This window comes from Mycolicibacter acidiphilus (assembly GCF_018455725.1).
In the GTDB taxonomy this organism is placed as follows: domain Bacteria; phylum Actinomycetota; class Actinomycetes; order Mycobacteriales; family Mycobacteriaceae; genus Mycobacterium; species Mycobacterium acidiphilum.
Window position 1 is genome coordinate 51,107 of record NZ_JAHCLR010000004.1, and the last position, 22,920, is coordinate 74,026.

General features: G+C 68.4%; 20 protein-coding genes. 9 read left to right on the forward strand and 11 right to left on the reverse strand.

Annotated features, from left to right (window positions below):
- Positions 1 to 8: 8 nt before the first annotated feature.
- From KIH27_RS03440 to KIH27_RS03460, 5 genes are all read right to left on the reverse strand, one after another.
- A complete protein-coding gene (locus KIH27_RS03440) occupies positions 9 to 1,652 on the reverse strand; it encodes an NAD-dependent malic enzyme (RefSeq protein ID WP_214091527.1) in 1,644 nt (547 codons plus the stop codon).
- Complete coding sequence (locus KIH27_RS03445) at positions 1,649 to 2,902, reverse strand: amidohydrolase family protein (protein ID WP_214091528.1); 1,254 nt, start codon at positions 2,900 to 2,902, stop codon at positions 1,649 to 1,651. The genes KIH27_RS03440 and KIH27_RS03445 overlap by 4 nt, the downstream gene beginning before the upstream one ends.
- A gap of 63 nt (positions 2,903 to 2,965) precedes the next feature.
- Positions 2,966 to 3,775 carry an LLM class flavin-dependent oxidoreductase gene (locus KIH27_RS03450; protein WP_214091529.1) on the reverse strand — a complete coding sequence of 270 codons (810 nt, stop codon included), beginning with the start codon at positions 3,773 to 3,775 and terminating at the stop codon, positions 2,966 to 2,968.
- A 46-nt stretch (positions 3,776 to 3,821) separates the two neighbouring features.
- Positions 3,822 to 5,063, reverse strand: coding sequence for a PE-PPE domain-containing protein (locus KIH27_RS03455; protein WP_214091530.1), 1,242 nt, complete (start codon positions 5,061 to 5,063; stop codon positions 3,822 to 3,824).
- 50 nt (positions 5,064 to 5,113) lie between these two features.
- Positions 5,114 to 5,434 (reverse strand): DUF732 domain-containing protein, encoded by a 321-nt coding sequence (locus KIH27_RS03460; protein WP_214091531.1) that lies wholly within the window; start codon positions 5,432 to 5,434, stop codon positions 5,114 to 5,116.
- 140 nt (positions 5,435 to 5,574) lie between these two features.
- Here KIH27_RS03460 and KIH27_RS03465 point away from each other — a divergent pair, with 140 nt between their 5' ends.
- Positions 5,575 to 5,943 carry a hypothetical protein gene (locus KIH27_RS03465; RefSeq protein ID WP_250149507.1) on the forward strand — a complete coding sequence of 123 codons (369 nt, stop codon included), beginning with the start codon at positions 5,575 to 5,577 and terminating at the stop codon, positions 5,941 to 5,943.
- 22 nt (positions 5,944 to 5,965) lie between these two features.
- The gene (locus KIH27_RS03470; RefSeq protein WP_214091533.1) at positions 5,966 to 6,595 is read left to right on the forward strand and encodes a hypothetical protein; all 630 of its coding nucleotides are present in this window, start codon (positions 5,966 to 5,968) and stop codon (positions 6,593 to 6,595) included.
- On the opposite strand, the gene KIH27_RS03475 is transcribed toward KIH27_RS03470, so the two are convergent.
- Entirely contained in the window at positions 6,592 to 7,440 is an 849-nt protein-coding gene (locus KIH27_RS03475; protein ID WP_214091534.1) for a patatin-like phospholipase family protein, read from the reverse strand. The genes KIH27_RS03470 and KIH27_RS03475 overlap by 4 nt on opposite strands.
- Before the next feature lie 78 nt (positions 7,441 to 7,518).
- On the opposite strand from KIH27_RS03475, the gene KIH27_RS03480 reads away from it, so the two are divergent.
- Complete coding sequence (locus KIH27_RS03480) at positions 7,519 to 7,851, forward strand: DUF2283 domain-containing protein (RefSeq protein ID WP_214091535.1); 333 nt, start codon at positions 7,519 to 7,521, stop codon at positions 7,849 to 7,851.
- 14 nt (positions 7,852 to 7,865) lie between these two features.
- Positions 7,866 to 8,420: a class I SAM-dependent methyltransferase gene (locus tag KIH27_RS03485; RefSeq protein ID WP_214091536.1), complete on the forward strand. Its 555-nt coding sequence runs from the start codon at positions 7,866 to 7,868 to the stop codon at positions 8,418 to 8,420.
- Between the two features lie 95 nt (positions 8,421 to 8,515).
- Here KIH27_RS03485 and KIH27_RS23165 read toward each other — a convergent pair whose 3' ends face one another.
- On the reverse strand, positions 8,516 to 9,112 hold the full coding sequence (locus tag KIH27_RS23165; protein WP_214091537.1) for a peptidoglycan endopeptidase: 597 nt from the start codon (positions 9,110 to 9,112) through the stop codon (positions 8,516 to 8,518).
- 469 nt (positions 9,113 to 9,581) lie between these two features.
- On the opposite strand from KIH27_RS23165, the gene KIH27_RS03495 reads away from it, so the two are divergent.
- Positions 9,582 to 10,145 carry a hypothetical protein gene (locus KIH27_RS03495; protein WP_214091538.1) on the forward strand — a complete coding sequence of 188 codons (564 nt, stop codon included), beginning with the start codon at positions 9,582 to 9,584 and terminating at the stop codon, positions 10,143 to 10,145.
- Positions 10,146 to 10,173: 28 nt separating this feature from the next.
- On the opposite strand, the gene KIH27_RS03500 is transcribed toward KIH27_RS03495, so the two are convergent.
- The 4 genes from KIH27_RS03500 to KIH27_RS03515 all read right to left on the reverse strand — a co-directional run bounded on the left by KIH27_RS03500 (position 10,174) and on the right by KIH27_RS03515 (position 14,722).
- Entirely contained in the window at positions 10,174 to 10,518 is a 345-nt protein-coding gene (locus KIH27_RS03500) for a hypothetical protein (protein ID WP_214091539.1), read from the reverse strand.
- A 107-nt stretch (positions 10,519 to 10,625) separates the two neighbouring features.
- Positions 10,626 to 12,422, reverse strand: a complete 1,797-nt coding sequence (locus tag KIH27_RS03505; protein ID WP_214091540.1) for a molybdopterin-dependent oxidoreductase — start codon at positions 12,420 to 12,422, stop codon at positions 10,626 to 10,628.
- 179 nt (positions 12,423 to 12,601) lie between these two features.
- Positions 12,602 to 12,874 carry a hypothetical protein gene (locus KIH27_RS03510; protein WP_214091541.1) on the reverse strand — a complete coding sequence of 91 codons (273 nt, stop codon included), beginning with the start codon at positions 12,872 to 12,874 and terminating at the stop codon, positions 12,602 to 12,604.
- A gap of 81 nt (positions 12,875 to 12,955) precedes the next feature.
- Entirely contained in the window at positions 12,956 to 14,722 is a 1,767-nt protein-coding gene (locus tag KIH27_RS03515) for a molybdopterin-dependent oxidoreductase (RefSeq protein WP_214091645.1), read from the reverse strand.
- A gap of 600 nt (positions 14,723 to 15,322) precedes the next feature.
- Here KIH27_RS03515 and eccB point away from each other — a divergent pair.
- The 4 genes from eccB (at position 15,323) to KIH27_RS03535 (ending at position 22,907) form a co-directional block, all read left to right on the forward strand.
- Positions 15,323 to 16,831 carry a type VII secretion protein EccB gene (gene eccB, locus KIH27_RS03520; protein ID WP_214091542.1) on the forward strand — a complete coding sequence of 503 codons (1,509 nt, stop codon included), beginning with the start codon at positions 15,323 to 15,325 and terminating at the stop codon, positions 16,829 to 16,831.
- Positions 16,828 to 21,036: a type VII secretion protein EccCa gene (eccCa, locus tag KIH27_RS03525; protein WP_214091543.1), complete on the forward strand. Its 4,209-nt coding sequence runs from the start codon at positions 16,828 to 16,830 to the stop codon at positions 21,034 to 21,036. Before eccB ends, eccCa begins: the two co-directional genes overlap by 4 nt.
- A 361-nt stretch (positions 21,037 to 21,397) precedes the next feature.
- Positions 21,398 to 21,697, forward strand: a complete 300-nt coding sequence (locus KIH27_RS03530; protein ID WP_214091544.1) for a PE family protein — start codon at positions 21,398 to 21,400, stop codon at positions 21,695 to 21,697.
- Positions 21,698 to 21,716: 19 nt separating this feature from the next.
- Positions 21,717 to 22,907, forward strand: coding sequence for a PPE family protein (locus tag KIH27_RS03535; RefSeq protein WP_250149508.1), 1,191 nt, complete (start codon positions 21,717 to 21,719; stop codon positions 22,905 to 22,907).
- The last annotated feature ends 13 nt before the right edge of the window (positions 22,908 to 22,920 follow it).

The following is a 22,920-nucleotide window of genomic DNA, read 5'->3' on the forward strand; positions in this document are numbered from 1 at the left end:
ACAGATGGCTAACCCGGATAATCCGGTGTCCAGCGGGTCCGCTCAACCAGTGCGGCCAGGTCGGCGCCGGCCGGTTCCGGGGCGACCCCGTCCCGGACGGCCTGCAGCGCCACCGCGGTCGCGATCCGCGTGGTGATCTCGGGCAGATCCTCATAATCCGGGAGCAGGGGCAGGCCACGGTCGACCAGCGCCGGTGACGCCTCCCCGAGCGTCATCGCCGCCGCCCGCATCATGTTGTCGGTGACCCGGGTGGCCCGCACCGCCGTTACCGCCAGCCCGATGGCCGGGAAGATGTAGACGTTGTTGCACTGCGCAACCTTGCGGGTGTGCCCGCCGACCTGCACCGGCGGGAACGGTGACCCGGTCGCGACCAGGGCGCGTCCGTCACTCCAATCCGCGATCTGCTGCGGGTGCGCCTCAGCGCGGCTGGTCGGGTTCGACAGCGGAAAGATGATGGGGGAGTCGGTCTTCGCCGCCAGCGCGCGGACGATCTCCTCGGTGAACGCCCCGGCGGCCGTCGACAGCCCCAGCAGGATCCCGACGTCGACGTGCTGGATGACGTCGGCCAACTGCCGCCCGCCCCACCCCGTGACGCGCTCCGCCGGCTGGGCGAAGCGGCGCTGCGCTGCCGAGAGATCGGTGCGGTCATCGGTCAGCAGCCCGTTGATGTCGATCGCCCAGATCCGCAGTGCCGCTTCGGCATCGGATAGTCCCTGCGCCACCATCTCCTGGCGGATCATCTGTAGCACCCCGATACCGGCCGAACCGGCGCCGAACATCACCACCTGTTGCTGGGCCAGCGGACGCCCCGCGACTTGAGCCGCCCCGTGCAGTGCGCCGACGGCGACGGCCGCGGTGCCCTGGATGTCGTCGTTGAACGTGAGCATCTCATCGCGATACCGGGTCAGCAGCGGCAGTGCGTGCGCGGTCGCGAAGTCCTCCCACTGCAGCAGCACATCGGGCAGTTCCTCGCGCACCACCGTGACGAACTCGTCGACGAACGCGTAGTACTCGTCGTCGCTGATCCGCTCATGGCGCCAACCGAGGTAGTACGGGTCGTTGAGCAGGTCGGCGTTGTCGGTGCCGACGTCCAAGACGATGGGAAGCGTTCGCGCCGGGGCGATCCCGCCGATCAGGGTGTACAGCGAGAGCTTCCCGATCGGGATGCCCATGCCGCCGATGCCCTGATCACCCAGGCCGAGGATGCGCTGCCCGTCGGTGACGACGATGACGTCGACCTCTTCCGCCCGCCGGTTGCGCAGCACCTCCCGCAGGTGCTCCCGATCCGGGTACGACACGAACAGTCCGCGGGGCCGCCGGTAGATCTCCCCGAATCGCTGGCACGCCTCACCGACGGTGGGGGTGTACACGATCGGGAGCATCTCGGCGATGTTGTCGAGCAGCAGCCGGTAGAACAGGGTTTCGTTGCGGTCCTGCAGCGCACGCAGGTAGATGTGCCGGTCCAAATCGTTGTGCCGCGTGGAGAATTCGTGATACGTGTGCTCGCACTGATCAGCGATCGTCTTCACCGCCGCCGGCAGCAGTCCCAGCATGCCGTGTTCGCGCCGCTCGTCCTGGCTGAATGCGGTGCCTTTGGTCCGCAGTGGATCCAGCAGCAGTTCCTGACCTCGACGCGGCCGCTGCTCGCTCATCGCAGCCGCCGCCCCTCGACGTAGACGTGCTCGACGTTGCGGTCGTCGCCGCAGTAGATGAGTTTCTCGATGCGCTGCGCCAGTGACATCTGCTTGTAGCGCGTCCACATCGAGTCGTCGACGATCAACGCATCGAAGGCATAGCCGGGTTCGAAACTTCCGGTCCGGCCGAAGAATGATCCACCGCCCTTGGTGGCGCAGTAGAACGCTTCAGCCGCCAGCACCGGCCGGGAGGTGCGCTCGGTGAGGACGTTCATCGCACCGGACTGGATCGCCGCGACGATGTTGCTGAACATGTTGAGCTGATGCCCCGCCGAGATGTCGCTGCCGAGGCCGACCCGGATGCCCAGGTCGTGGTATTCGGCGAGTTTCATCACCCCGCTGAGCAGGTTGAGGTTCGAGTGCGGGCAGTGCGCGATGAGGATGCCGGTGTCGCGGATCACCTGCTTCTCCCGGTCGGTCAGGTGAATCGCGTGGGCTACAACGGTGTTCGCGTTCTTCATCAGTCCTGCGCGCTCATAGGTCTCGACGAAGTCGGCGCAGTCCGGGTACATCTTCAGCGTCAGCTCGACTTCGGTGCGGTTCTCCGCCAGGTGCATGTGGCAGGGGATGTCGAATTCGGCTGCCTGCTCGGCCAATCCGGCCATCAACTCGCGCGAACAGACCATGCTGACGCTGGGTGCGATCGCCGGTATCACCAGCGGCGACTTGCCCAGGTTGTCCTCGATGAACCGTCGGGAGTCCGCGATCTCCTGCACGGTGTCGGCCCGGCAGTCCTCCGGTGTGTTCTGATCCCGGGACACCTTCGCCACGCAGCCTCGCAGGCCGGCGGCGGCGAGCTTGTCGACGAGGATCCCGGTGGTGTCGTGAATCGTGCCCATCACCACCGAACCGGTGATCCCGTTGCGCAGCAACGCGTCGACGAACTGGGTGTAGACGGCGTCGGCGTAGTCCGGATCGTGCAGGCCGGACTCCTGCGGGAACGTCAGGGTGTGCAACCAGTCGATCAACTCGGTGCTGCACTGCAAGCCGGTGATCGGCAACTGTGAGGCGTGCACGTGCGCATCAGTGAACCCCGGGATGATCAGCCGGTCGCCGTGGTCGGTCACCGGCACACCGGCGTGCGCGTCCGACAACTCCTCGACGCACTCGACGATGGTCCCGCCGTCGACCACCAGGTAGCCGCCTTCGACGGTGACGAAGTCCTGTGGTGTCGGGGTGAACACGATGTTGCCGCGGTGGATGTGCACCTGATCTCCTGGTCTGCCGCGCCGTGCCTTCGAACTACACCCTAGGGAACCCACGCCGGCCGGTCAGGTCGGCGTACCCCGTTCGACCACCCGCAGCACCTGTTCGGGGCCGTCGCCGGGCCAGAATTCGTGCATCGCCCAGGTGGCGCCCGCCGCCACCAGATCCTGTTCGGGGGCCTGCCCGGGCCGGGTCCCCACCGCGATGTCGAACCCGTCCCGGCTGCCGCGGATCGCGGTGATGCCCGCCGCGATCCGGGCCACCCCGTCGGCGTCCAGACTGCTCGGCCAACCGAGTGGGAAGACGCCGTCGTAGCGGGCGGCCCGTTCGATGGGTGCTCCGGCGGTGCGGTTGGTCCCGAACCAGACCGGAATCCGCGGCTGCTGCACCGGGCCGGGGACGATCCGGACACCGTCGACGACGACCGCACCGCGGTGGGTGACGGTCTCCCCGGACCACAGCGCCGTCAGCGCTGCGGCGCCCTCATCGAGCACCCGGCCCAGGTGCCGCGGATCGCCGTCGTCGCCGAATGCCGAGTACTCCCGCCAGTTGTCGCGGCCGGTGCCCAGCCCCAGGGTCAGCCGGCCCCGGCTGAGCCGGTCCAGCGTGACGGTCTCCCGCGCCAGTTTGATCAGCCGCCGCCGCGGTAGCGGGGTCACCATCGGGCCCAGCCGGATCCGGTCGGTCACCGTCGCCGCGGCGGCCATGACGATCCACGGGTCGGAGATCTCCCATTCCCCGTCGACCGGGCTCAGCACGTGATCCCAGACGAAAAGCCCGTCCCAGCCCGTTCGTTCGGCCACCCCGGCGATCTCGGCGATCGTCTGCGGGTCGGAGAGCGCACCGAACAGGGGCAGATGAATCGCATGGCGCATCAGCCGATCCTACGGCGACGACTCGGTCACCCCGCCGGTGTCACGGTCACGAGAAGGAACTGCCGGAACCGCTCAAGTCACTGAACCAGGTACCCATCCAGGACGTCAGGAACTGCCAGTCCGTGGGCGGGTGCGCGGCGTCGATGAAGCCGGCGCCGTACGCCCCGTCGACGATGGGCTGCAATATCGGTTGGTCCACCAGCGGGATCGACTTATAGGTCTCGGGGTCCTGCAGGTCGGCGATCGCCGCATTCACCCCTTGCGTCCAGCCGTTGCCCAGAGCGGTGAATACGTCCGACCAATTCGTGTCCGGCGCGAATGGGGACAGGCTTATCGGGGTGTCCACGTTGGCCGGTCCTTGATTCCAGCCGTCGGTGATGCTGCCGTATCCCAGGTTGACCATGATGCGCATGTCCGGTTCCAGCAGGTCGTAGAGCGGTTTCCCGATAACCGGCATCAACGCCACCGGCATCAACAGCGGCAGGTATTCCGACGGAATCATGTAGTAGTCGACGAGCCCGCCCGGGGTCGTGTCCAACTGAATGGCGTTTGCGATCTGATCGGGGCTCAGTCCGAGATACATCAGGTGCGAATAGAACATGCCCATCACGGCGTTGAGGTCGGAAAATGTGTTCAGTGCATAGCGCGGGAAATCCGCATAGCCGTCGTATTCCATCGTGTAGACGTCGGCGTGATACAGGTCGTCCGGCGTCGACGCGCCCAGGGTGAAGTTCAGGCTCGGGAACGTGAGCTGGCTGCCCGGGAACGGATTGAGGGAGGACAGCAGGCCGCCGTTGGGGTTCGCGCCGTTGCCGACCAGCACGAAGTGCACGTCATCAGGGGAAACGCCCAGTGCGTGCAGCCCCTGCATGGTCTGGGTGATCAGCGCTGAGCTCTGCGAATACCCGAAGACCGCCACCGGGTCGTCGGCATCGACGTGCCCCAGGAGAATCTTCGACATGATCGCGGTCGTGAGGAACGTGGCCCCGATACCCAGACTGAAATCCGGGAAGGTGGTCCACTCGGGTGTGTAGAGGGCTTCGGCCGTGCCGGTGAATCCGAATGGCTTGAGGTACAGGTCGGTGGCGGTCTCGACCCACTGTGAAGACGGCAACGGAACGCCGGAGGCGCCCATGACGAGAGCGGGCCCGTCGCCGAGTGGTGTGTGCACGGATTCGGCACTTGTCAACTGGATTGGTGTAGCGGATTGCACCGATGCGGACGCTACCGTTTGTGCCGGGCCGGCGAATATGGTACCGGCAATCAGCGCCGCGCACCCGAACTTCATCAACGTGTTCCCCGACCGCGTTGAAATTGTCATTAGGCGAGCCTACTACCTCAGCGGAGCCCGCTGGGACACAATTCGCGTTGTGCGGCGTCGGCGATCAGCGGAAACTGCGGCCACGCCGGGTAATTGGGTTGCTGCAGCTCGACCGTCACGCCGACGTGCAGGTTCTCGCAGACCATGTGGCCCAGCGCGAGCACGCTGGACTGCGGGATCGGCTCACCGCCCGCGTACAGCCCGGTGTAACCGTGCTCGGCCAGGAAGCGCAGGAAACCGGCGTCATCCGCCTGCGCTGGGCCGGCCCCGGCAACGGCCGCGGCAGTGATGGCGGCGGTGACCAGCGCCGGCGCAGCGCAGCGAAGGACTCGGCTCATAACGGCGATGCTACGGCGACGAGTCGTAATCCGCTGAGTTCACCCCCGGCGACAACGGCCCGGCCGTGCGTCGGCAACTGCTAGCGTCAGCACCGAGGACAGAAAGGCCTGGGGACGTGAAACCAACTGCACTGGCGCTGATGGTTGCCGGAGTCGCGTCGAGCGGATTGCTCGCCGTCGCACCGGCGCACGCCGACCCGCTCAACCCGCGCGACCCCGACTACTGCGGCAACAGCGCGGACATCCTCTTCTGTACCGAGCGCCGGTCCACTTACCCCAATGCCGGGGAGTCCGCGTTCCTCACCGACATCCGCGGGTTCTTCCCGCCCAGCAGCGAAGCGCCGCGGCTGGCCGCCGGCCGGGCGATCTGTCTGGAGTTGCCGTCACACCCGACCAGCCTGATCGTCCAGCAGACCGCCGTCTATCTGCAGATCCCGAATCCGACGGCGGACCGGGTGGTGGATGCCGCACGATCCAACATCTGCCCGCGGGTCCAGCCGCAGAGCTGAACGAAGAAGCCAGCGGCGGCCGATGACGACGCGCGAATTGGTGTACGAGGCTTGGCGATCCGGCCCGGCCGCGGAGGTGCCGAGGGGGCAACCGCTGCGATACCCGACGGGCGACGGCGTCGCGCATGCGGTGGCCGGAGGCTGCTGGCTGCGGCTGAGTCTGGTCCAGACCGACGGGTCGGCCGGCGGGGTCACCGAACTCGGGGTGGCGACCCCGATCGAACGGCACCCCGACGCCGCCGATGACGCCGTCGACGCTGTCCGGGTCTGGCCGCGCGGAACCACGCCCGACGATGACGCCCGGACCGTGCTGGCCTGGCTGCGCGGCAACACGCTCGCGGAGCGACTGGGTGTTGACACCGACCTGTTGATGCACCTCTTCATCGAGGCCGCAGTGAACTGTGGCGCGGATGAGTGCAGTTGCCACGGCGAGTATCTGGCGACGCTGGCCCCGACGGCCCAGGGAGCCGGCACCGCGGCGACGTCCCGCTGGAGTCTGTCGATGCGACTGCCCGCGGCATCGGTGGCGGCCGTGCTGGACGGGATCGCCGACGGCGGCCCGCGGTGGCGCTATGCGATCGTTGCCGCCAGCGACCCGGAGTCACCGGCCGGGCGGGTGCGCCGCAGACTGCTCGACGACCTCTATTCCTAGTGCTGGTGCCGGTGCGGTGCGAGCAGCACCGCTTGGCCGGTGGCCGGCGGCTGGGTCAGCCATCGCTGCGTCTCCGCCTGCGCCTGCTCGATGAGTTCGGCGCCGTGCGAGAAGTCGATCGGCGAGATGTGCACGGGGCACAGCGGCGGGACGACGCGCAGATCGACCGTTCCCTCGAACCGGACGATGTCGGCCGCGATCCGCTGATTGATCGCAAGTGTCAACGCGTGCAACGCCATTGCCATGGCCCCCTTGGGGCTGGTCGACAGGTCACAGGCATACCCGGTCGGCAGCACGTAGATGGTGTCGGCGCCGAGACGGACCGCGTGTGACAACGGGGTGTTGTTGACGACGCCGCCGTCCATCAGGTCGCGGCCGTTGATCCGGACCGGTGGCAGCACCGCGGGAATGGCGGCGCTGGCGGCGATCGCATCCACCGCAACGCCGGAGGACAGCAGCACGTCGTGCCCGGACAGCACGTCGGTCGCGACCACGTGCAGGGGGATCGGGGCGTCCTCGAGGCGGGTGAACTCCAGGTGCTTTGCGAGCAGGTGCCGCAGGTTGGTGTTGGGGACCAGGCTCGGCAGTTGCCCCAGAAATCCGAGCAGACCCGCGATCGGCCGGGTGGGGAACACGTCGTGGCGGGACAGCGAACGCCACACGTCGGCTAGCCCGGCGACCCCGGCCGGGTCCGGCCGGGAGGCGAGCCACCCGCCGTTGACCGCACCCACCGACGTGCCGACGATGAGATCGGGTGCGATGCCGGCGTCGGCCAGCGCCAGCAGCATCCCGGTCTGGATGGATCCGAGGCTGGCGCCGCCGGAGAGTACGAATGCGGTCGTCATGGCAACCCCCAAAACGTCACTGCCACCCTACGCGAATCACCCTGGTGTTCCGGGCGGATCCGCCGTAGCGTCGGTCGGGTGAGTGTGACCAGAGCCCGCATGGAGATCGACCGCGCGGCACAGGCCGCCTACATCGACTTCGGGGTGGACGCCAGGGGAGTCGGTGCAGCGGTGGAGGTTTCGCCGACGGTCACTGTGGACCTCGATCCGGCCGGGGTAGCGGTGGGTGTCGAGCTGCTGTCGCTGGCGCCGGATGCCGCAGCGTTGTCGGGGCTGCTGGCCACCGGACGGTTCCGCGACGAGGACGCGCGGCTCATCGAGGCCAACCTGCCGGCGATCCTGGCGTTCCTGTCGGACGGCGCCGCCCACCCGGCCGCCGCCGGCGTGGACTGCTTCTATTTGGCCGCCTGACCCGGACGCCGCGGGTGACCGACGACGACCGCGCTCACTGGGACGAGAGATACGTCGGCCGCGGCGCACCCGAACCGGACGCGGTGGCCCCGGCCACGGTGTTCTTGCCGCACGTGCGGGCGTTCCCGACTGCCGGGTCGGCGGTCGACATCGCCTGCGGGCCCGGGACCGCCGCCGTGTGGCTCGCCCGCCGCGGTATGCAGGTCACCGGTTTCGACGTCTCCCCGGTCGCCGTCGCCCAGGCGCGGGAACTCGCCGAACGCAGCGGGGTGGGCGACCGCTGCCGGTTCACGGTCGTCGACCTCGACGACGGCCTGCCCGACGGCCCGCCCGTCGACGTCGTCTACTGCGCCCGGTTCCGGGACACCCGGCTCTACCGGCCCATGGCCGATCGGCTGGCGGCGGGCGGCCTGTTGGCGGTCACCGTGCTCAGCCGGGTCGGCGGGCCGAACGGCTCGTTTCGTGCGGCGCCCGGCGAACTGCGTAGCGCGTTCGCCGACCTGGAGCTGATCGCCGAGGGGGAAGGTGAGGGTGAGGCGTGGCTACTGGGAGTTCGAAAACCAGGCTGAACGCCACCGTGAGCGACGAACGGGTCGAAGTCGACCATTCGATGTGGAAACCAACCTGAGTCGACTCAGGACGGTTCGGGTGGCGATCGGTTGGTTCAGTCCCGCGGTTCGCAAGGCTGCGGACCGGGCTCGGCCGGCGGCTCGTCCGGCAGCGGACCGTCCAGCGGCGGGGCTTCGAACGGCGGCTCGAACGGGGCCTCGAACGGTGCAGGGGCCTCGAACGGCGCCGGCGCTTCGAACGGCGGCTCGAACGGCGCGGCCATCGGCTCGGGCGCGGGCGGCGGGAAGGCGTCGAACGGCGCCTCCTCGGCGGGCGGCCCGGCCTCCATCGGCAGGTACATGTGGTGGGTGAACTGCGGCTGGTAGGCGCCGCCGCCGCCGATCCGCACCCCGCCGGGTTCGCCGCTGGACACCGGAGTGCCGTCGGGCAGCGTGACCGCGGTGTGGCGGCTGTTCCAGCCGACGACGAGCGCACCCGGGGCGGTGCCGTACTGGAAGCCGCGAGCCAGCAGCGCCGACTCCTCGTTGGCGGTGTGGAACCGGTTGCCGAAGGCCGGTCGGCCGGTGGCCACGTTCGACACCCACGAGGCCAGACCCGAGCAATCCGTGCCGGCCGGGGAGTCCCCGCCGGTGATGTACGGCGTGCCCGAAACCTGGTGGATGAGGGCCATCAGAGCTTCAAGACCAAACATGACCCGGCACAGTAACAATGGCGATCTGAGGTCGCCAAAATCTGTGGCGGGCGTCACGCGGCGATATTTTTCCGGCCTATGTTACGAATTGGGGAGAAATCGCAGGTAGGGCTGCTGATTTTCATTCCGATAAACGCGCTCAGCCCCTGATGTGGCCTTGAAGTGCACGTATCGTCCGCCGGCTGCCATTTCTGTCGATTCGGCCATGACGAATTCAGGTGAAATTCACGCCCGCATCGACGGTGTCGAAGGCAGTTCACCGGACCGCTACCGGTGCGGTGAATCCCGGAATGTCACCGGGTGCGGGCCGGTGCTGACCGTCGGCGCTACGCCGATGTGGCCGGGTCGCCACCGCCGCCGTCGACGTCGAACACCCGACCCGATGACGGGGGTATCCGGTGCGGGAAGATTGCGACGCGCAGGTGGAACAACGCCTGTCGCCGACCGGGACGTGAGACGGTAGGAGCCGATGCAGAACCACAGCTACCTGACCTACGAGGAGTTCGGCCGTAGGTTCTTCGAGATCGCGGTCACCGAGGAGCGGGTCGCGGGCGCCCTCGCCGCGATCGCCGGTGACGAGTTCACGATGCCGCCCATGCGACAGGGGCCCGCGAAGATCGCGCTGGTCACTGCGAAGGTCAAGGTGCTCCAGCCGGTCGTCACGCGGCACGCCGGAGACATGCTGACGTTCGCGATCCACATTCCGCTCACCATCGACCTGCTCATCGATCTGCGGCTGGACAAGCAGCGGTTCACGGTGAACGGCGACATCGCCCTGCGCGCCACTGCCCGCGCCGCCGAGCCGCTGCTGCTGGTCATCGACGTGCCGAAGCCACGGCCGTCGGACATCACCGTCGAGGTGTCCTCGAGTTCGCTCCGCGGTGAGCTGCTGCGGATCTTCGCCGGGGTGGACGGCGAGATCCGGCGCTTCATCGCCGCCTATGTCGCCGACGAGATCGACAATCCGCAGTCGCAGCAGGCCCAGGTCATCGACGTCGCGGAACGCCTCGACGCCGCCTGGCAGGGCGTCTAGGCGACGCGGCGGCCGGTCCGGTCGCCGGCTACCAGCCGGGAATCCCCGGAATGGCGGGGATCGCCGGGATCGCCGGGATCGCGGGAACGCCAGGCGGCACCGAAACCCGGGGCACCGCCGGGTGTGCGGGGGCCTGCGACCACTGACTCTGCGGCGGGCTCTCCGGCTGGCCTGTCGCCGGCGCCGGTGTCTCGGGCACCGGGGGAGTCTCAACCGACGTGGGGGCCGGCTCGATGGGTGGGACCGTGAGGGCGGGCGGCGGGACGACCGGCACCATGGTCTGGGTGACCTGGTCTGCGGGCTCCTCGTAAGGCTCTTCGCACTCGTTGCATGCGGTCGCCGTCGCCGCGACGACGACGCCGATCGCCGCCACCGCTCGCACGGACCTTCGGATGCCGCGGTCCCCCATGGGTTTTCTCCCGTCGCTTGAGTCTGCTCGTCACAGGGTACGCGGCCCGTGGACGCCAACGGCGGCTCGCACTACAGGGTCTGGCGGTAACCGAAGTACTCGTGGTCCTCGTTGTACCCGCCGTATCCGCTGCCGACTTCGCTGAAGTGCCGCACGAACTCGATGCCGCCGAGCCACTTCACCATCTTGAAGCCGTGCTGCAGTTCGTTGCGCAGCCGCAGCGGTGCCCCGTGGCCGTAACTCAGCGGTTCGTCGTTCATCTTGTAGGCCAGCATCGTCAGGTGGTGGTCCATCTGCTGCATGTCATGGCAGTCGTAGTACAGCCCGCCGTCCGAGCCGGGGGCCATCGAGTAGAACACCGCCCATTTCGCCTCGGGCAGTGGTTTGACGATGTCGAGGATCGTCTTCATCGAGACCCCGCCCCACTTGGCCACCCCGGACCAGCCCTGGATGCAGAAGTGCTGGGTGATCTGCTCGTGGTACGGCAGTGCCTTCAGCTCATCGAGGGAGAAGTCCACCGGATTCTCGACCAGCCCGTAGACGTGCAGCCGCCAGTCGACGAAGTCGCCGGAGAACAGCTCCTTGTACTCGACGGTCTCCGGGTAGGTGCCGTTGTGCCAGAAGTACGGGGAGATGTGCTTCTCGGTGAAGGCACCCGGCTCGGGGTTGACGAACTCGAACGCGTGCTGCAGCGGCCCGATCAGCGCGTACCCCACCTTCTGGACGACACGCGGATGACGGTAGGTGAACGGCGTGGCCCACACCCACGCCACGGTGGTCACCACCAGCGCCACGCTGAACACCCCGAAGCCGATCAGGCTGCTGTCGTCGCGGGCGGCGAACATGTGGTTGAGGTTGCGCACCGCGTCGGTGGCGAACACCAGCGTGACGTGCACCAGGATGAAGAACAGGAAGTAGACCATCACCAGGAAGTGCAGGGAGCGGGCCAGCTGGATGTTCAGCCGCTTGCTGATGTGGGTGAGTCGCATCGACACCGCCGGGCCCATGCCGAGTCCGGTCAGCAGGGCGGCCGGCGCGGCGATGAACACCGTGAAGAAGTACGCGAGCAGCTGCAGGCTGTTGTAGGCGACCCAGCCGTTGTCGACGGGCCAGTTCAGCGAGAGATACTGCAGCCCCACCGAAACCGCGTTGGGGAAGACGTCCCAACTGGTCGGCACCAGATGGCGCCAGTGCCCGGTGGCGAACAGCAACACGTAGAACACCGCGCCGTTGACCAGCCACAGCACGTCGGTGCCCAGGTGCCACCAGCGGGCCAGCCCGATCGCGTGCCGGACCCCGGGCAGGCCCAGCTGGTCGGGCAGCCCCACCGAATCGGCCTTGGCGGTGTACAACTCGTCATCGGGGGCCGGCGTGGTGATCCGCAGCCAGTCGTGCTCGTTCGGGGTGGCGTTGCGGGTGAAGTACAGCCGCGGATGGTCGGCGAGGATCTGGATGCCGGACCGGATCATGAACGTCATCAGGAACAGGTTGAAGAAGTGCTGCCAGCCGGCCCAGGCCGGAATCCCCGGCCGGCGCTGCGGGTCGGGAACGACGCCGGGGTTGCGGTGGATGAACTCCTGCACCTCGGGGAAGCCCACCAGATATTTGGCGACCGCCACCGCGGCGACGAGACCGACGAACCCGATCGGGATCAGCCACAGCAGGTTGAACCACTTGTCCCGGCCCACCCGGACACGGGGGGCGATGGCCATCTTGGCACGGTCCAGGCCGCCCGCCCAGGTCTCGAAATTGACGACGTCCCCGGCGGTTTTGAGCTCGTCACGGTGGTTCAGCACCGCGACCCGTCCCGACTCGGGGACCGTCGTGTCGAGCTGCTCGCGCTCGTGATCTGCTCTGGCCTCTGCCATGACCCGGTTGCCTCCTGTGGCTGGTGAACGTGCGACCGCCGGGCAACCTTACAACAATAATCGTGTCACGATACGAATTATGAGCATGTGAATCCGTTTATTGTTTCCCGGGTGAATGCTGGGAACACCGCCGTGCTGCCGGCGGGGTTCAGCGCGTAGGGCAGATCAGTTGCGGCGCATCAGGATTCGAGGATGCGCAGGGTGAAGTCGTGGGCGCCGCTCTCCGGGGTGAACGCCGGTGCGTGCAGATCATCGACCACATCCGCCGCCGAGTAGTGCCGCATGTTTGCCAGCGCCGACTCGATCTGGTCTGCGGGCACGCCCTGGCGGCGCAGTTCTTCGCGGGCGATCTCCTCGGCGCCGGCCCGGTCGTCGGCGATCCGGGAAAGGACATACCCGTTGCCGGCGTGTGCCGCATCGGAACAGTTGGCTTGAAGTTCGACCGTGAACATGAAAAACCCTCCGGTACGCAGCCTTGATGGTGTCGAGCGTAACGCCAATCAGGCTGTGCCGGAGGGTTCTTCGTGAGATTGTCAGATGGTCTGGTGGCGCCCGAAGAACTTGTGGTCCTCGCTGTAACCGCCGCGACCGCTGCCGATCTCCTTGTAGGTGGCGATGAACTCGATGCCCTTGATCCACTTCACCAGCTTGTAGCCGTGCTGCAGTTCGTTGCGCAGCCGCAGCGGGCGACCGTGCATGTAGGGGAGCGGCTCATCGTTCATGTTGTAAGCCAGCATCGACATGTGGTGCCACATCTGGTCGACCGGGTGGCAGTTGTAGTAGATGCCGCCGGTGGCGCCCAGACCCATCGAGTAGAACGCGGCCCACTTCGCCTCGGGCAGCGGCTTGACGATCTCCATGATCGTCGACATCGACACCCCGCCCCACTTGGCGACACCCGACCAGGCCTGCACGCAGAAGTGCTGGGTGATCTGGTCGTGGTAGGGCAGCGCCTTGAGGTCTTCCAGCGAGAACTCCATCGGGTTCTCGACCAGGCCGTACACCTTCAGACGCCAGTCCTTGAAGTCGTTGGCCTCGAACTCCTTGTACTCCACGGTCTCCGGCAGCCGGCCGTTGCGCCAGTGGAACGGCGAGATGTCGGCCTCGGTGAACGTGCCCGGCTCCGGGTTGAGCTTCTCCAGCGAACGCTGGAACGGGCCGATCAGGAAGTAGCCGATCTTGGCCACGACTTCCGGGTACTTGATCGTCAGCGGCGTGGCTGCGATCCAGGCGGCGATGCAGACCACGGCCGCCGCGGAGAACACCCAGAACCCGGTGGCGCTGTGGCAGCTCGCCGGTGCGCCGACATCACAGCCGCGAGCGGCGAACATGTGGTTGAGGTTGTCGAACGCGTCCGTGGCGAACACCATCGTGACGTGGACGAGGATGAACACCAGGAAGTAGCAGAGCACCAGGAAGTGCAGTGAACGCGCGATCTGGATGTTCAGCCGCATGTGCTTGCTGATCATGCCGAGTCGCTGCGACAGCGCCGGGGACATGCCCATCGCGGTGATCAGCGCGGCCGGTGCGGCGATGAAGACGGTGACGAAGTAGGAGATCAACTGCAGTGCGTTGTAGTTCGTCCAGGTGTGGTCGTCCGGCCAGTTCAGCGATGCGTACTGGATGGCGACCGACGCGGCCTGCGGGAGGATGTCCCAGCTGGTCGGCACGATCCGGCGCCACTGCCCGGTGGTGAACAGCAGCACGTAGAACACTGCGCCGTTGAGCAGCCACAGCACACCCAGGCCCATGTGCCACCAGCGGGCGAGACCGATCGAGTGGCGGAAGCCGGGCAGACCGAACTGCGGGGGCAACGCCACGGTGTCGGCGTTCGCGGTCCAGTACGGGTCGTCGGGAACCGGCGGCCCGACCCGCAGCCACTCGTCCTTGCCGGGGGTGGAGTTGCGGCTGAAGTACAACCGCGGGTGGTCGCAGAGGATCTGGATGCCCGCTCGGATGATGAAGATCATCATGAACAGGTTGAAGAAGTGGGTCCAGCCGGCCCAGGCGGGCATACCGCCCTCGACCTCGGACGACGGGCTGCTGCCCGGGTACTGCGTGATGAAGTCCTCGACACCCGGCATGTTCCGGATGCCCTTGCCGGCCGCGACCATTGCCAGCAGGCCGACGAAGCCGATCGGGATCAGCCACAGCAGGTTGAACCACTTGTCCTTGCCGACCCGCAGGTGCGGTGCGACCGCCCGCCGGGTCAGATCGAAACCGCCGCCGTAGGTCTCGACGTCGATGGAGTCGTCGTGGTTCTTGTGAATCTCGGTGCGGTACCCCTGCTCCAACGCCATCTCGACGTCTACGAGATTCGCGGAGTAATTGACCCGATGGGTAGTCTCGTCTGCTGCCGGCGAGGTGCTGGGTCCCTTCGGGTCGAGGTGTCCGTCCGCGCCGTGTCCGTCGATCGTCGTCACTCCGTGACCCTACATGAGAAAAGGGGAAGACCAGCGGGTTGTCGCGCGATGCACAGCGTTCTGACAGGAAGCTCGGTGGTTGCCGGTGAGGCTCCTGAGGTGGGCCGCCGGAGGCCCGCCCCGGTGGCGTTCAAACGCCGGAGAGCGACTTCCAGGGCCTCCCGGCGTGGGCTTTCGATCGGCCGGATTTTTTCGCCGGCCGGGGGAGGTTTTCCGGCTCCCGCCACGCCCGGACGCTCATGGGAATCTTCAAATTCACCGACCGTTCACCTAAACGAACATAATCCATGGTTGAAACGGTGCGACGGAATTCGCGACCGCCACCGGATTGCAATCTCCAGGACAAGCGTACGTAGCTGGACACGGCTAGCATGCGCAGTGACGAACACGCGATCAGACGGGGATAGATGACGACGAAAAGCGCACCGGAGCTGCGCGGCAGCCGGATTGTGCGAGCGGTAGGGGCGGAGGGCGGCCGTGGCTGACGAACACCGCGGGCCCGGTTACGGCCTGGGACTGTCGACGCGCACCCAGATGACCGGCTACCAGTTCCTGGCACGGCGCACCGCAATGGCGTTGACGCGCTGGCAGGTTCGGATGGAGGTCGAACCCGGCCGGCGCCAGGCGCTGGCGCTGGTCGCATCCGTGTCGGCGGCGCTGGTGGTCTGTCTCGGCGCGCTGCTGTGGTCGTTTCTGAGCCCGTCCGGGCAGCTGAATGAATCGCCGATTATCGCCGATCGCGACTCCGGCTCGCTCTACGTGCGGGTGGGCGACACCATATATCCGGCGCTGAATTTGGCGTCCGCCAGGCTGATCGCCGGGCGGCCCGATAATCCGCACAAAGTCCGGGCCAGCCAGATCGCCGAGCAACCGCACGGCCCGCTGGTCGGCATCCCCGGAGCGCCGTCGGAGATTCTGCCCTCCACCCCGGGCACGTCGTCGTGGTTGATCTGCGACACCGTCGCCAACGTCCAGGGGGTGGGGGCGCCGTCGCCGGTGACGGTGACCGTGATCGACGGAACCCCGGACCTGAACTCCCGCCGCCGCGTGCTCGACGGCGCGGACGCCGTGGTGCTGCGCTACGACGACTCGTCCTGGGTGGTCCGCCAGGGTCGGCGGTCGCGGATCGATGCGACCGACCGCGCGGTGCTGCTGCCGCTCGGGCTCAGCCCGGAGCAGGTCGACCACGCCCGGCCGATGAGCCGCGCGCTGTTCGACGCCCTGCCGGTCGGCCCGGAACTGGCGGTGCCGTTCGTGCCGGACGCCGGTGCCCCGCCCGCCTTCCCGAACGCCCCCGGGCCGGTCGGGACCGTGTTCACCACCCCGCAGCTGGCCGGACCGCAGCAGTACTCGGTGGTGCTGATGAACGGCGTGCAGACCGTGTCGCCGGTGGTGGCCCGGATCCTGCAGAACGCCGGTGCCACCGCGGGCGGTTCCCCGGCGGTGGTCGCGCCGGCGGACCTGGCGAAGATGCCGGTGGTGACCGGGCTCGACCTGTCGGCGTACCCGGACGGTCCGCTGAAAGTCGTTGACATCAAGGAGAACCCGTCGACGTGCTGGTGGTGGGAGCGCTCCGCGGGCGACAGCCGGGCGCGGGTCCAGGTGGTGTCCGGTCCCACCATCCCGGTCTCCCAGAAGCAGATGAGCCGGGTGGTGACGCTGGTCAAGGCCGACAAGACCAGCCTGCAGGCCGATCGCGTGTACTTCGGCGCCAACGCCGGCAACTTCGTCGCGATGACCGGCAACGACCCGGACGCCACGACGCGGGAATCGCTGTGGTGGCTGTCCGCGTCCGGTGTGCGCTTCGGCGTGCCCGGCGATGACGAGCGAAAGGCGCTGGGCCTCACCGTCGAACCGGCACTCGCACCGGCAGTGGCGTTGCAGCTGCTGGCGCCGGGTCCGACCCTGTCGCGACAGGACGCGCTGGTCCGTCACGACACCCTGCCTACCGATATGAACCCTGCGGAACTGGTGGTGCCGAAGTGAAGCGTGGATTTGCCCGGCCGACGCCGGAACGTCCGCCGGTGGTCAAGCCGGAGAACATCGTGTTGCCGACGCCGCTGAGCGTCCCGCCCCCGGAGGGCAAGCCCTGGTGGCTGGTGGTGGTCGGCGTCCTGGTGGTCGGCCTGCTGGTCGGCATGGTCGCGATGACGGTCGCCAACGGCTCCCGGATGTTCCTGGGCGCCGGCTCGATCTTCCCGATCTTCATGATCGGCGGCGTCGCGATGATGATGTTCGGCGGCCGGTTCGGCGGTGGCGCCCAACAACTCAGCCGGCCGAAGCTGGACGCGATGCGCGCGCAGTTCATGCTGATGCTGGACCGGCTGCGCGAGTCCGCGGCCGAGTCGGCCGACAGCATGGACGCGAACTACCGGTGGTTCCACCCGGCGCCGATGACGCTGAGCGCGGCGATCGGCTCGCCGCGGATGTGGGAGCGCCAGCCCAACGGCAAGGACCTCAACTTCGGTCTGGCCCGGATCGGCGTCGGCATGACCCGGCCCGAGGTGACCTGGGGCGAACCGCAGAACATGCCCACCGACATCGAACTGGAACCGGTGACCGGCAAGGCACTGCAGGAGTTCGGCCGCTACCAGAGCGTGGTCTACAACCTGCCGAAGATGATCTCGCTGCTGGTCGAGCCGTGGTACTCGCTGGTCGGCGACCGCGAGCGGGTGCTCGGCCTGATGCGCGCGATCATCTGTCAGTTGGCGTTCTCGCACGGACCCGACCACCTGCGGATGATCGTCGTCACCTCCGACGTGGACAAGTGGGACTGGGTGAAGTGGTTGCCGCACGTCGGCGACCCGCGCCGCCAGGACGCGGCCGGCAACGCCCGCATGGTGTACGGCTCGGTCCGTGACTTCGCCACCGAGCACGCTGAATTGTTCTCCGGGCGTGGATCTTTCATGCCGCGGCACGCCAGTTCGTCGGCGGAGACGCCGACGCCGCACCACCTCATCGTCGTCGACGCCATCGACCCGCAGTGGGAGTACGTCAACACCACCGAGGGCGTCGACGGGGTGACCTTCTTCGACCTGACCGGTGCCACCGAGTGGACGAGCGTCGCGCAGCGGGTGCTGCGCTTCGACGACAAGGGCATCATCAACGCGCTGCCGCGTGACCGCGACACCTGGATGGTGATCGACGACAACGAGTGGTTCTTCGCGCTGGCCGATCAGGTGAGCGCCGACGACGCCGAACGGTTCGCGCAGCGGATGGCGCACTGGCGGCTGGCCGAGGCCTACGAGGAGATCGGTCAGCGGGTCACCCACCAGATCGGTGCGCGAGACATCCTGTCCTACTACGGGATCGACGACGCCGGGCGGATCGACTTCAACCAGCTGTGGGCGGGCCGGCGGGCCGAGGGCAGCCGAGCCCGGCTGCGGATCCCGTTCGGGAACCGCTCTGACAACGGCGAGTTGCTGTTCCTGGACATGAAGTCCCTCGACGAGGGCGGTGACGGTCCGCACGGCGTCATGTCCGGAACCACCGGTTCGGGCAAGTCGACGCTGGTGCGCACCGTGATCGAGTCACTGCTGCTGGGGCATGCGCCCGAAGACCTGCAGTTCGTGCTCGCAGACCTCAAGGGTGGCTCGGCCGTCAAGCCGTTCGTCGGCGTGCCGCACGTCTCCCGTATCATCACCGACCTGGAAGACGACCAGGCTCTGATGGAGCGCTTCCTCGAGGCGATGTGGGGCGAGATCGCCCGGCGCAAGACCATGTGCGACAGCGCCGGCGTCGACGGCGCCAAGGAGTACAACGAGATCCGGTCGCGCATGATGGCGCGCGGCGACGACAGCCTGCCGCCGCTGCCGATGCTCGTCGTGGTGATCGACGAGTTCTACGAGTGGTTCCGGATCATGCCGACCGCCGTGGAGGTGCTCGACTCGATCGGCCGGCAGGGCCGCGCCTACTGGGTGCACCTGATGATGGCGTCGCAGACCATCGAGAGCCGGGCCGAGAAGCTCATGGAGAACATGGGTTACCGGCTGGTGCTGAAGGCGCAGACCGCCGGCGCCGCGCAGGCCGCCGGTGTGCCGAACGCGGTGAACCTGCCCGCCAAGGCCGGGTTGGGCTACTTCCGCAAGAGCGGCGAGGACGTCATCCGGTTCCAGGCCGAGTTCCTGTGGCGCGACTACCACCGCGGCGGATCGTTCGACGACGACCACCTGCCGCTGGCGCACTCCATCGACTACATCCGGCCGCAGCTGTTCACCACCGCGTTCACGCCGCTGGAGGTGACCGTCGCCGGCACCGAGATCGAGGCGGCCGAGGAGACCCCGGCGATCAGCGTCAAGCCCGCCGAACCGGTCGAGGAGGTCGAGGAGGACGTGATCCGGGTGCCGAAGGTCGGCACCGTGATCATCGATCAGCTGCGGCAGATCGACTTCGAGCCGTACCGGCTGTGGCAGCCGCCGCTGGACGTCCCGACGCCCATCGACGCGCTCGTGGACCGTTTCCTGGGCCATCCGTGGCAGCAGGACTACGGCACCCGGCGCGACCTGGTGTTCCCGATCGGCGTCATCGACCGGCCGTTCAAGCACGACCAGCCGCCGTGGACGGTGGACACCTCCGGCCCCGGCGCCAACGTGCTGATCCTGGGCGCCGGCGGTTCCGGGAAGACGACGGCGCTGCAGACGCTGATCTGCTCCGCGGCACTGACCCACACCCCGGAGCAGGTGCAGTTCTACTGCCTGGCCTACAGCGGCACCGCGCTGACCACGGTGGCCGGGCTGCCGCATGTCGGCAGCGTCTGCGGGCCGACCGACCCCGACGGGGTGCGCCGGACGGTGGCCGAGCTGCTGGCGCTGGTGCGAACCCGCAAGCGCAGCTTCCTCGAACACGATGTGGCGTCGATGGACGTGTTCCGCCGGCGCAAGTTCGAGGGTGCGCCCGGGCAGGTGCCCAACGACGGCTTCGGCGACGTCTACCTGGTGATCGACAACTACCGGGCGCTGTCGGAGGACAACGAGGTGCTGGTTGAGCAGGTCAACCAGATCATCAACCAGGGCCCCTCGTTCGGCGTGCACGTCGTCGTCACCGCTGACCGGGAGTCCGAGCTGCGGCCGCCGGTGCGCAGCGGTTTCGGCTCCCGGGTCGAACTGCGGCTGGCCGCGGTGGAGGACGCCAAGCTGGTGCGGTCCCGGTTCGCCAAGGACGTCCCGGTCAAGCCGGGCCGCGGCATGGTCGCGGTCAACTACGTCCGATTGGACAGCGACCCGCAGTCCGGTCTGCACACGCTGATCGCGCGTCCTGCGCTGGCCGACACCGCGGTTCGGGTGTTCGAGTCCGACAGTGTGGCCGCCGCGGTCAGTCAGATCGCGGTGGGCCGGGTGCGGCCGGTGCGCCGGCTGCCCGCCCGGTTCGGCCTCGACGAGGTCCGGGCCGTCGCGGCGCAGGACCACCGCGAGGGGGTGGGCGCGGGCGGTATCGCCTGGGCCATCTCGGAGCTGGATCTGCAGCCGGTCTACCTCAACTTCGCCGAGAACGGGCACCTGATGGTGACCGGGCGGCGCGAGTGCGGGCGGACCACGACCCTGGCCACCATCATGAGCGAGATCGAGCGGCTCTACGCACCCGGCGTCGGCAGTTCGGAGGCCGTCGGTCCGGACGGCCGCCGCACCGCCCAGGTCTGGCTGATCGACCCGCGTCGGCAGTTGCTGACCACCCTGGGGTCGGATTACGTGGAGAAGTTCGCCTACAACTTGGACGGCGCCGTTGCGCTGGTCAACGAGTTGGCGACCACGCTGACCAACCGGGAACCACCGCCGGGCCTGTCGGCGGAGGAGTTGCTGTCGCGGACGTGGTGGACCGGGCCGGAGATCTTCTTGATCATCGACGACATCCAGCAGTTCCCGCCCGGCTTCGACTCGCCGTTCCAGCGGGCCGCGCCCTGGGTGACCCGCTCGGCGGACGTCGGGCTGCACGTCATCGCCACCCGCACCTTCGGTGGCTGGTCGTCGGCCGGCAGCGATCCGCTGCTGCGGGCGCTGCACCAGGCCAACGCCCCGCTGCTGGTGATGGACGCCGACCCGGACGAGGGCTTCATCCGCGGCAAGATGAAGGGCGGCCCGCTGCCGCGTGGCCGCGGTCTGCTGATGGCCGAGGACACCGGGGTGTTCGTGCAGGTCGCCGCGACCGAACTGCGCCGGGCGAACACGCACGAGCGCGCGGCCACCCCCGCAGGCTGATCCGACGGGCCGGCAACCGCTGTGGCGCTGACGACAGTGCCGCAGCGGTTGCCGGCCCGCTCACGTCCGCGGCGCCGACGGCGTTCGCCGCGACCGGATTATTAGTCGGAAGCGGGGCTGTGGCCGCCGCGCGCGGACCGTTTCCACGCCGTTCGCGCCGAGAACGACAGCGCTGTGTTTCACCAGTTCGGCCCGGGTTTTGTGGCCTGCGCCACGCTCTCGGGGTTACTCGACCGTTACCCCAGATGAACACTTGCTGACCCAAGGTGAACAGTAGGCATCGAAGGCCGATTCGGCCGGTTTCAGCCTCTACGCTCGGTCACGAAGCGATTGCTGACTGCGATCCGAGGAGGAAACCCAGATGTCGTTCGTCAACGCGCAGCCGGAGGCACTGTCCGCCGCTGCCGGCAACCTGGCCGGTATCGGCTCGGCGCTGAACGCGCAGAACGCATCCGCGGCCGCCCCCACGACGGGTGTGGTCCCGGCTGCAGCCGACGAGGTCTCGGCGCTGACCGCCGCCCAGTTCGCGGCCCACGCCGCGATGTACCAGCAGGTCAGCGCGCAGGCCGCGGCGATCCACGAGATGTTCGTGGCGACGCTGAACAGCAGCGCCACCTCCTACGCCGCCACCGAGGCCGCCAACGCGGCCTCGGCCGGCTGAGCGGGTCGAGCAGGCGGCGATGACGGCAATGGCGGCCATGGGGTTCGGGGCGCTGCCCCCGGAGATCAACTCCACGCTGATGTACACCGGCGCGGGCTCGGGCCCGCTGCTGGCCGCGGCATCGGCCTGGGACGGGCTGGGCTCCGAGCTGCACGCGGTCGCGTCCGGCTACCACTCGGTGATCGCCGGCCTGACCAGCGAGGGCTGGCTGGGCCCGGCGTCGGCGGCGATGGCCGCGGCCGCCACCCCCTACGCCGCCTGGATGAACAGCACCGCCCTGCAGGTCGAGCAGACCGCCAATCAGATGCGCGCCGCGGTCGCCGCCTACGAGGCGGCTCACGCCGCCACCGTGCCGCCGCCGGTGGTGGCCGCCAACCGCGCTGAGCTGGTCACCCTGGTCGCCACCAACGTGCTCGGCCAGAACACACCGAAGATCGCCGCGAACTGGGCCGAGTACTACGAGATGTGGGCGCAGGACGCCACCGCGATGCACGGCTACGCCGGGTCGGCCTCCGCCGCTACCCCGCTGAGCCCGTTCAGCCGGCCGCCGCAGACCACCAACCCGGCCGGTGCGTTCGGCCAGGCCGCGGCGACCGGCGAGTCGGGTCTCGGCTCGGCCGCCACCCACGCACAGTCGCTCGCAGCCTCCGCGCAGTCGCTCGCCGCGCCGGCGTCCAACAGCTCGAACGTGCTGACCGACCTGGGTTCGCTGGCCGGTGTCGCCAGCCCCAAGGACGCGCTGAGCTACGCCACGATGCTGCCGCAGAACGGCAGCTACATCTTCTCGCTGGTGAACGCCTTCGCCGGCCTGGCGCGGGCGTTCAGCGGCGGTGCCAGCGCGGCCGCCGGCTCGGCCGGTGCGCTGGGCAGCGCGGCCAGTGCGGGCGCCGCCGGCCTGGGCGGCTTCGGCAGCCTGGCCTCCTCGGTCACCGCCGGGCTGGGCCAGTCCGGCCTGGTCGGTGCGCTGTCGGTGCCGCAGGCCTGGGCGGCCGCCAGCCCCGCCACCGCCACCCTGGCCTCCTCGTTCAGCAGCGGCCTGAGCTCCGCGCTGGGCACCTCCGGGGTCGGCGCCAACGCCGGCGGCCTGCTGAACGGCATGCCGATGCTGGCCAACGCCGCCGCTCGCAGCGCCGCCGACAACAGCCCGATGGTGCTGCCCCGCTTCGACGTGCGGCCCAGCGTCATCCCGATCTCACCGGCCGCAGGCTGACCCACCACGACGA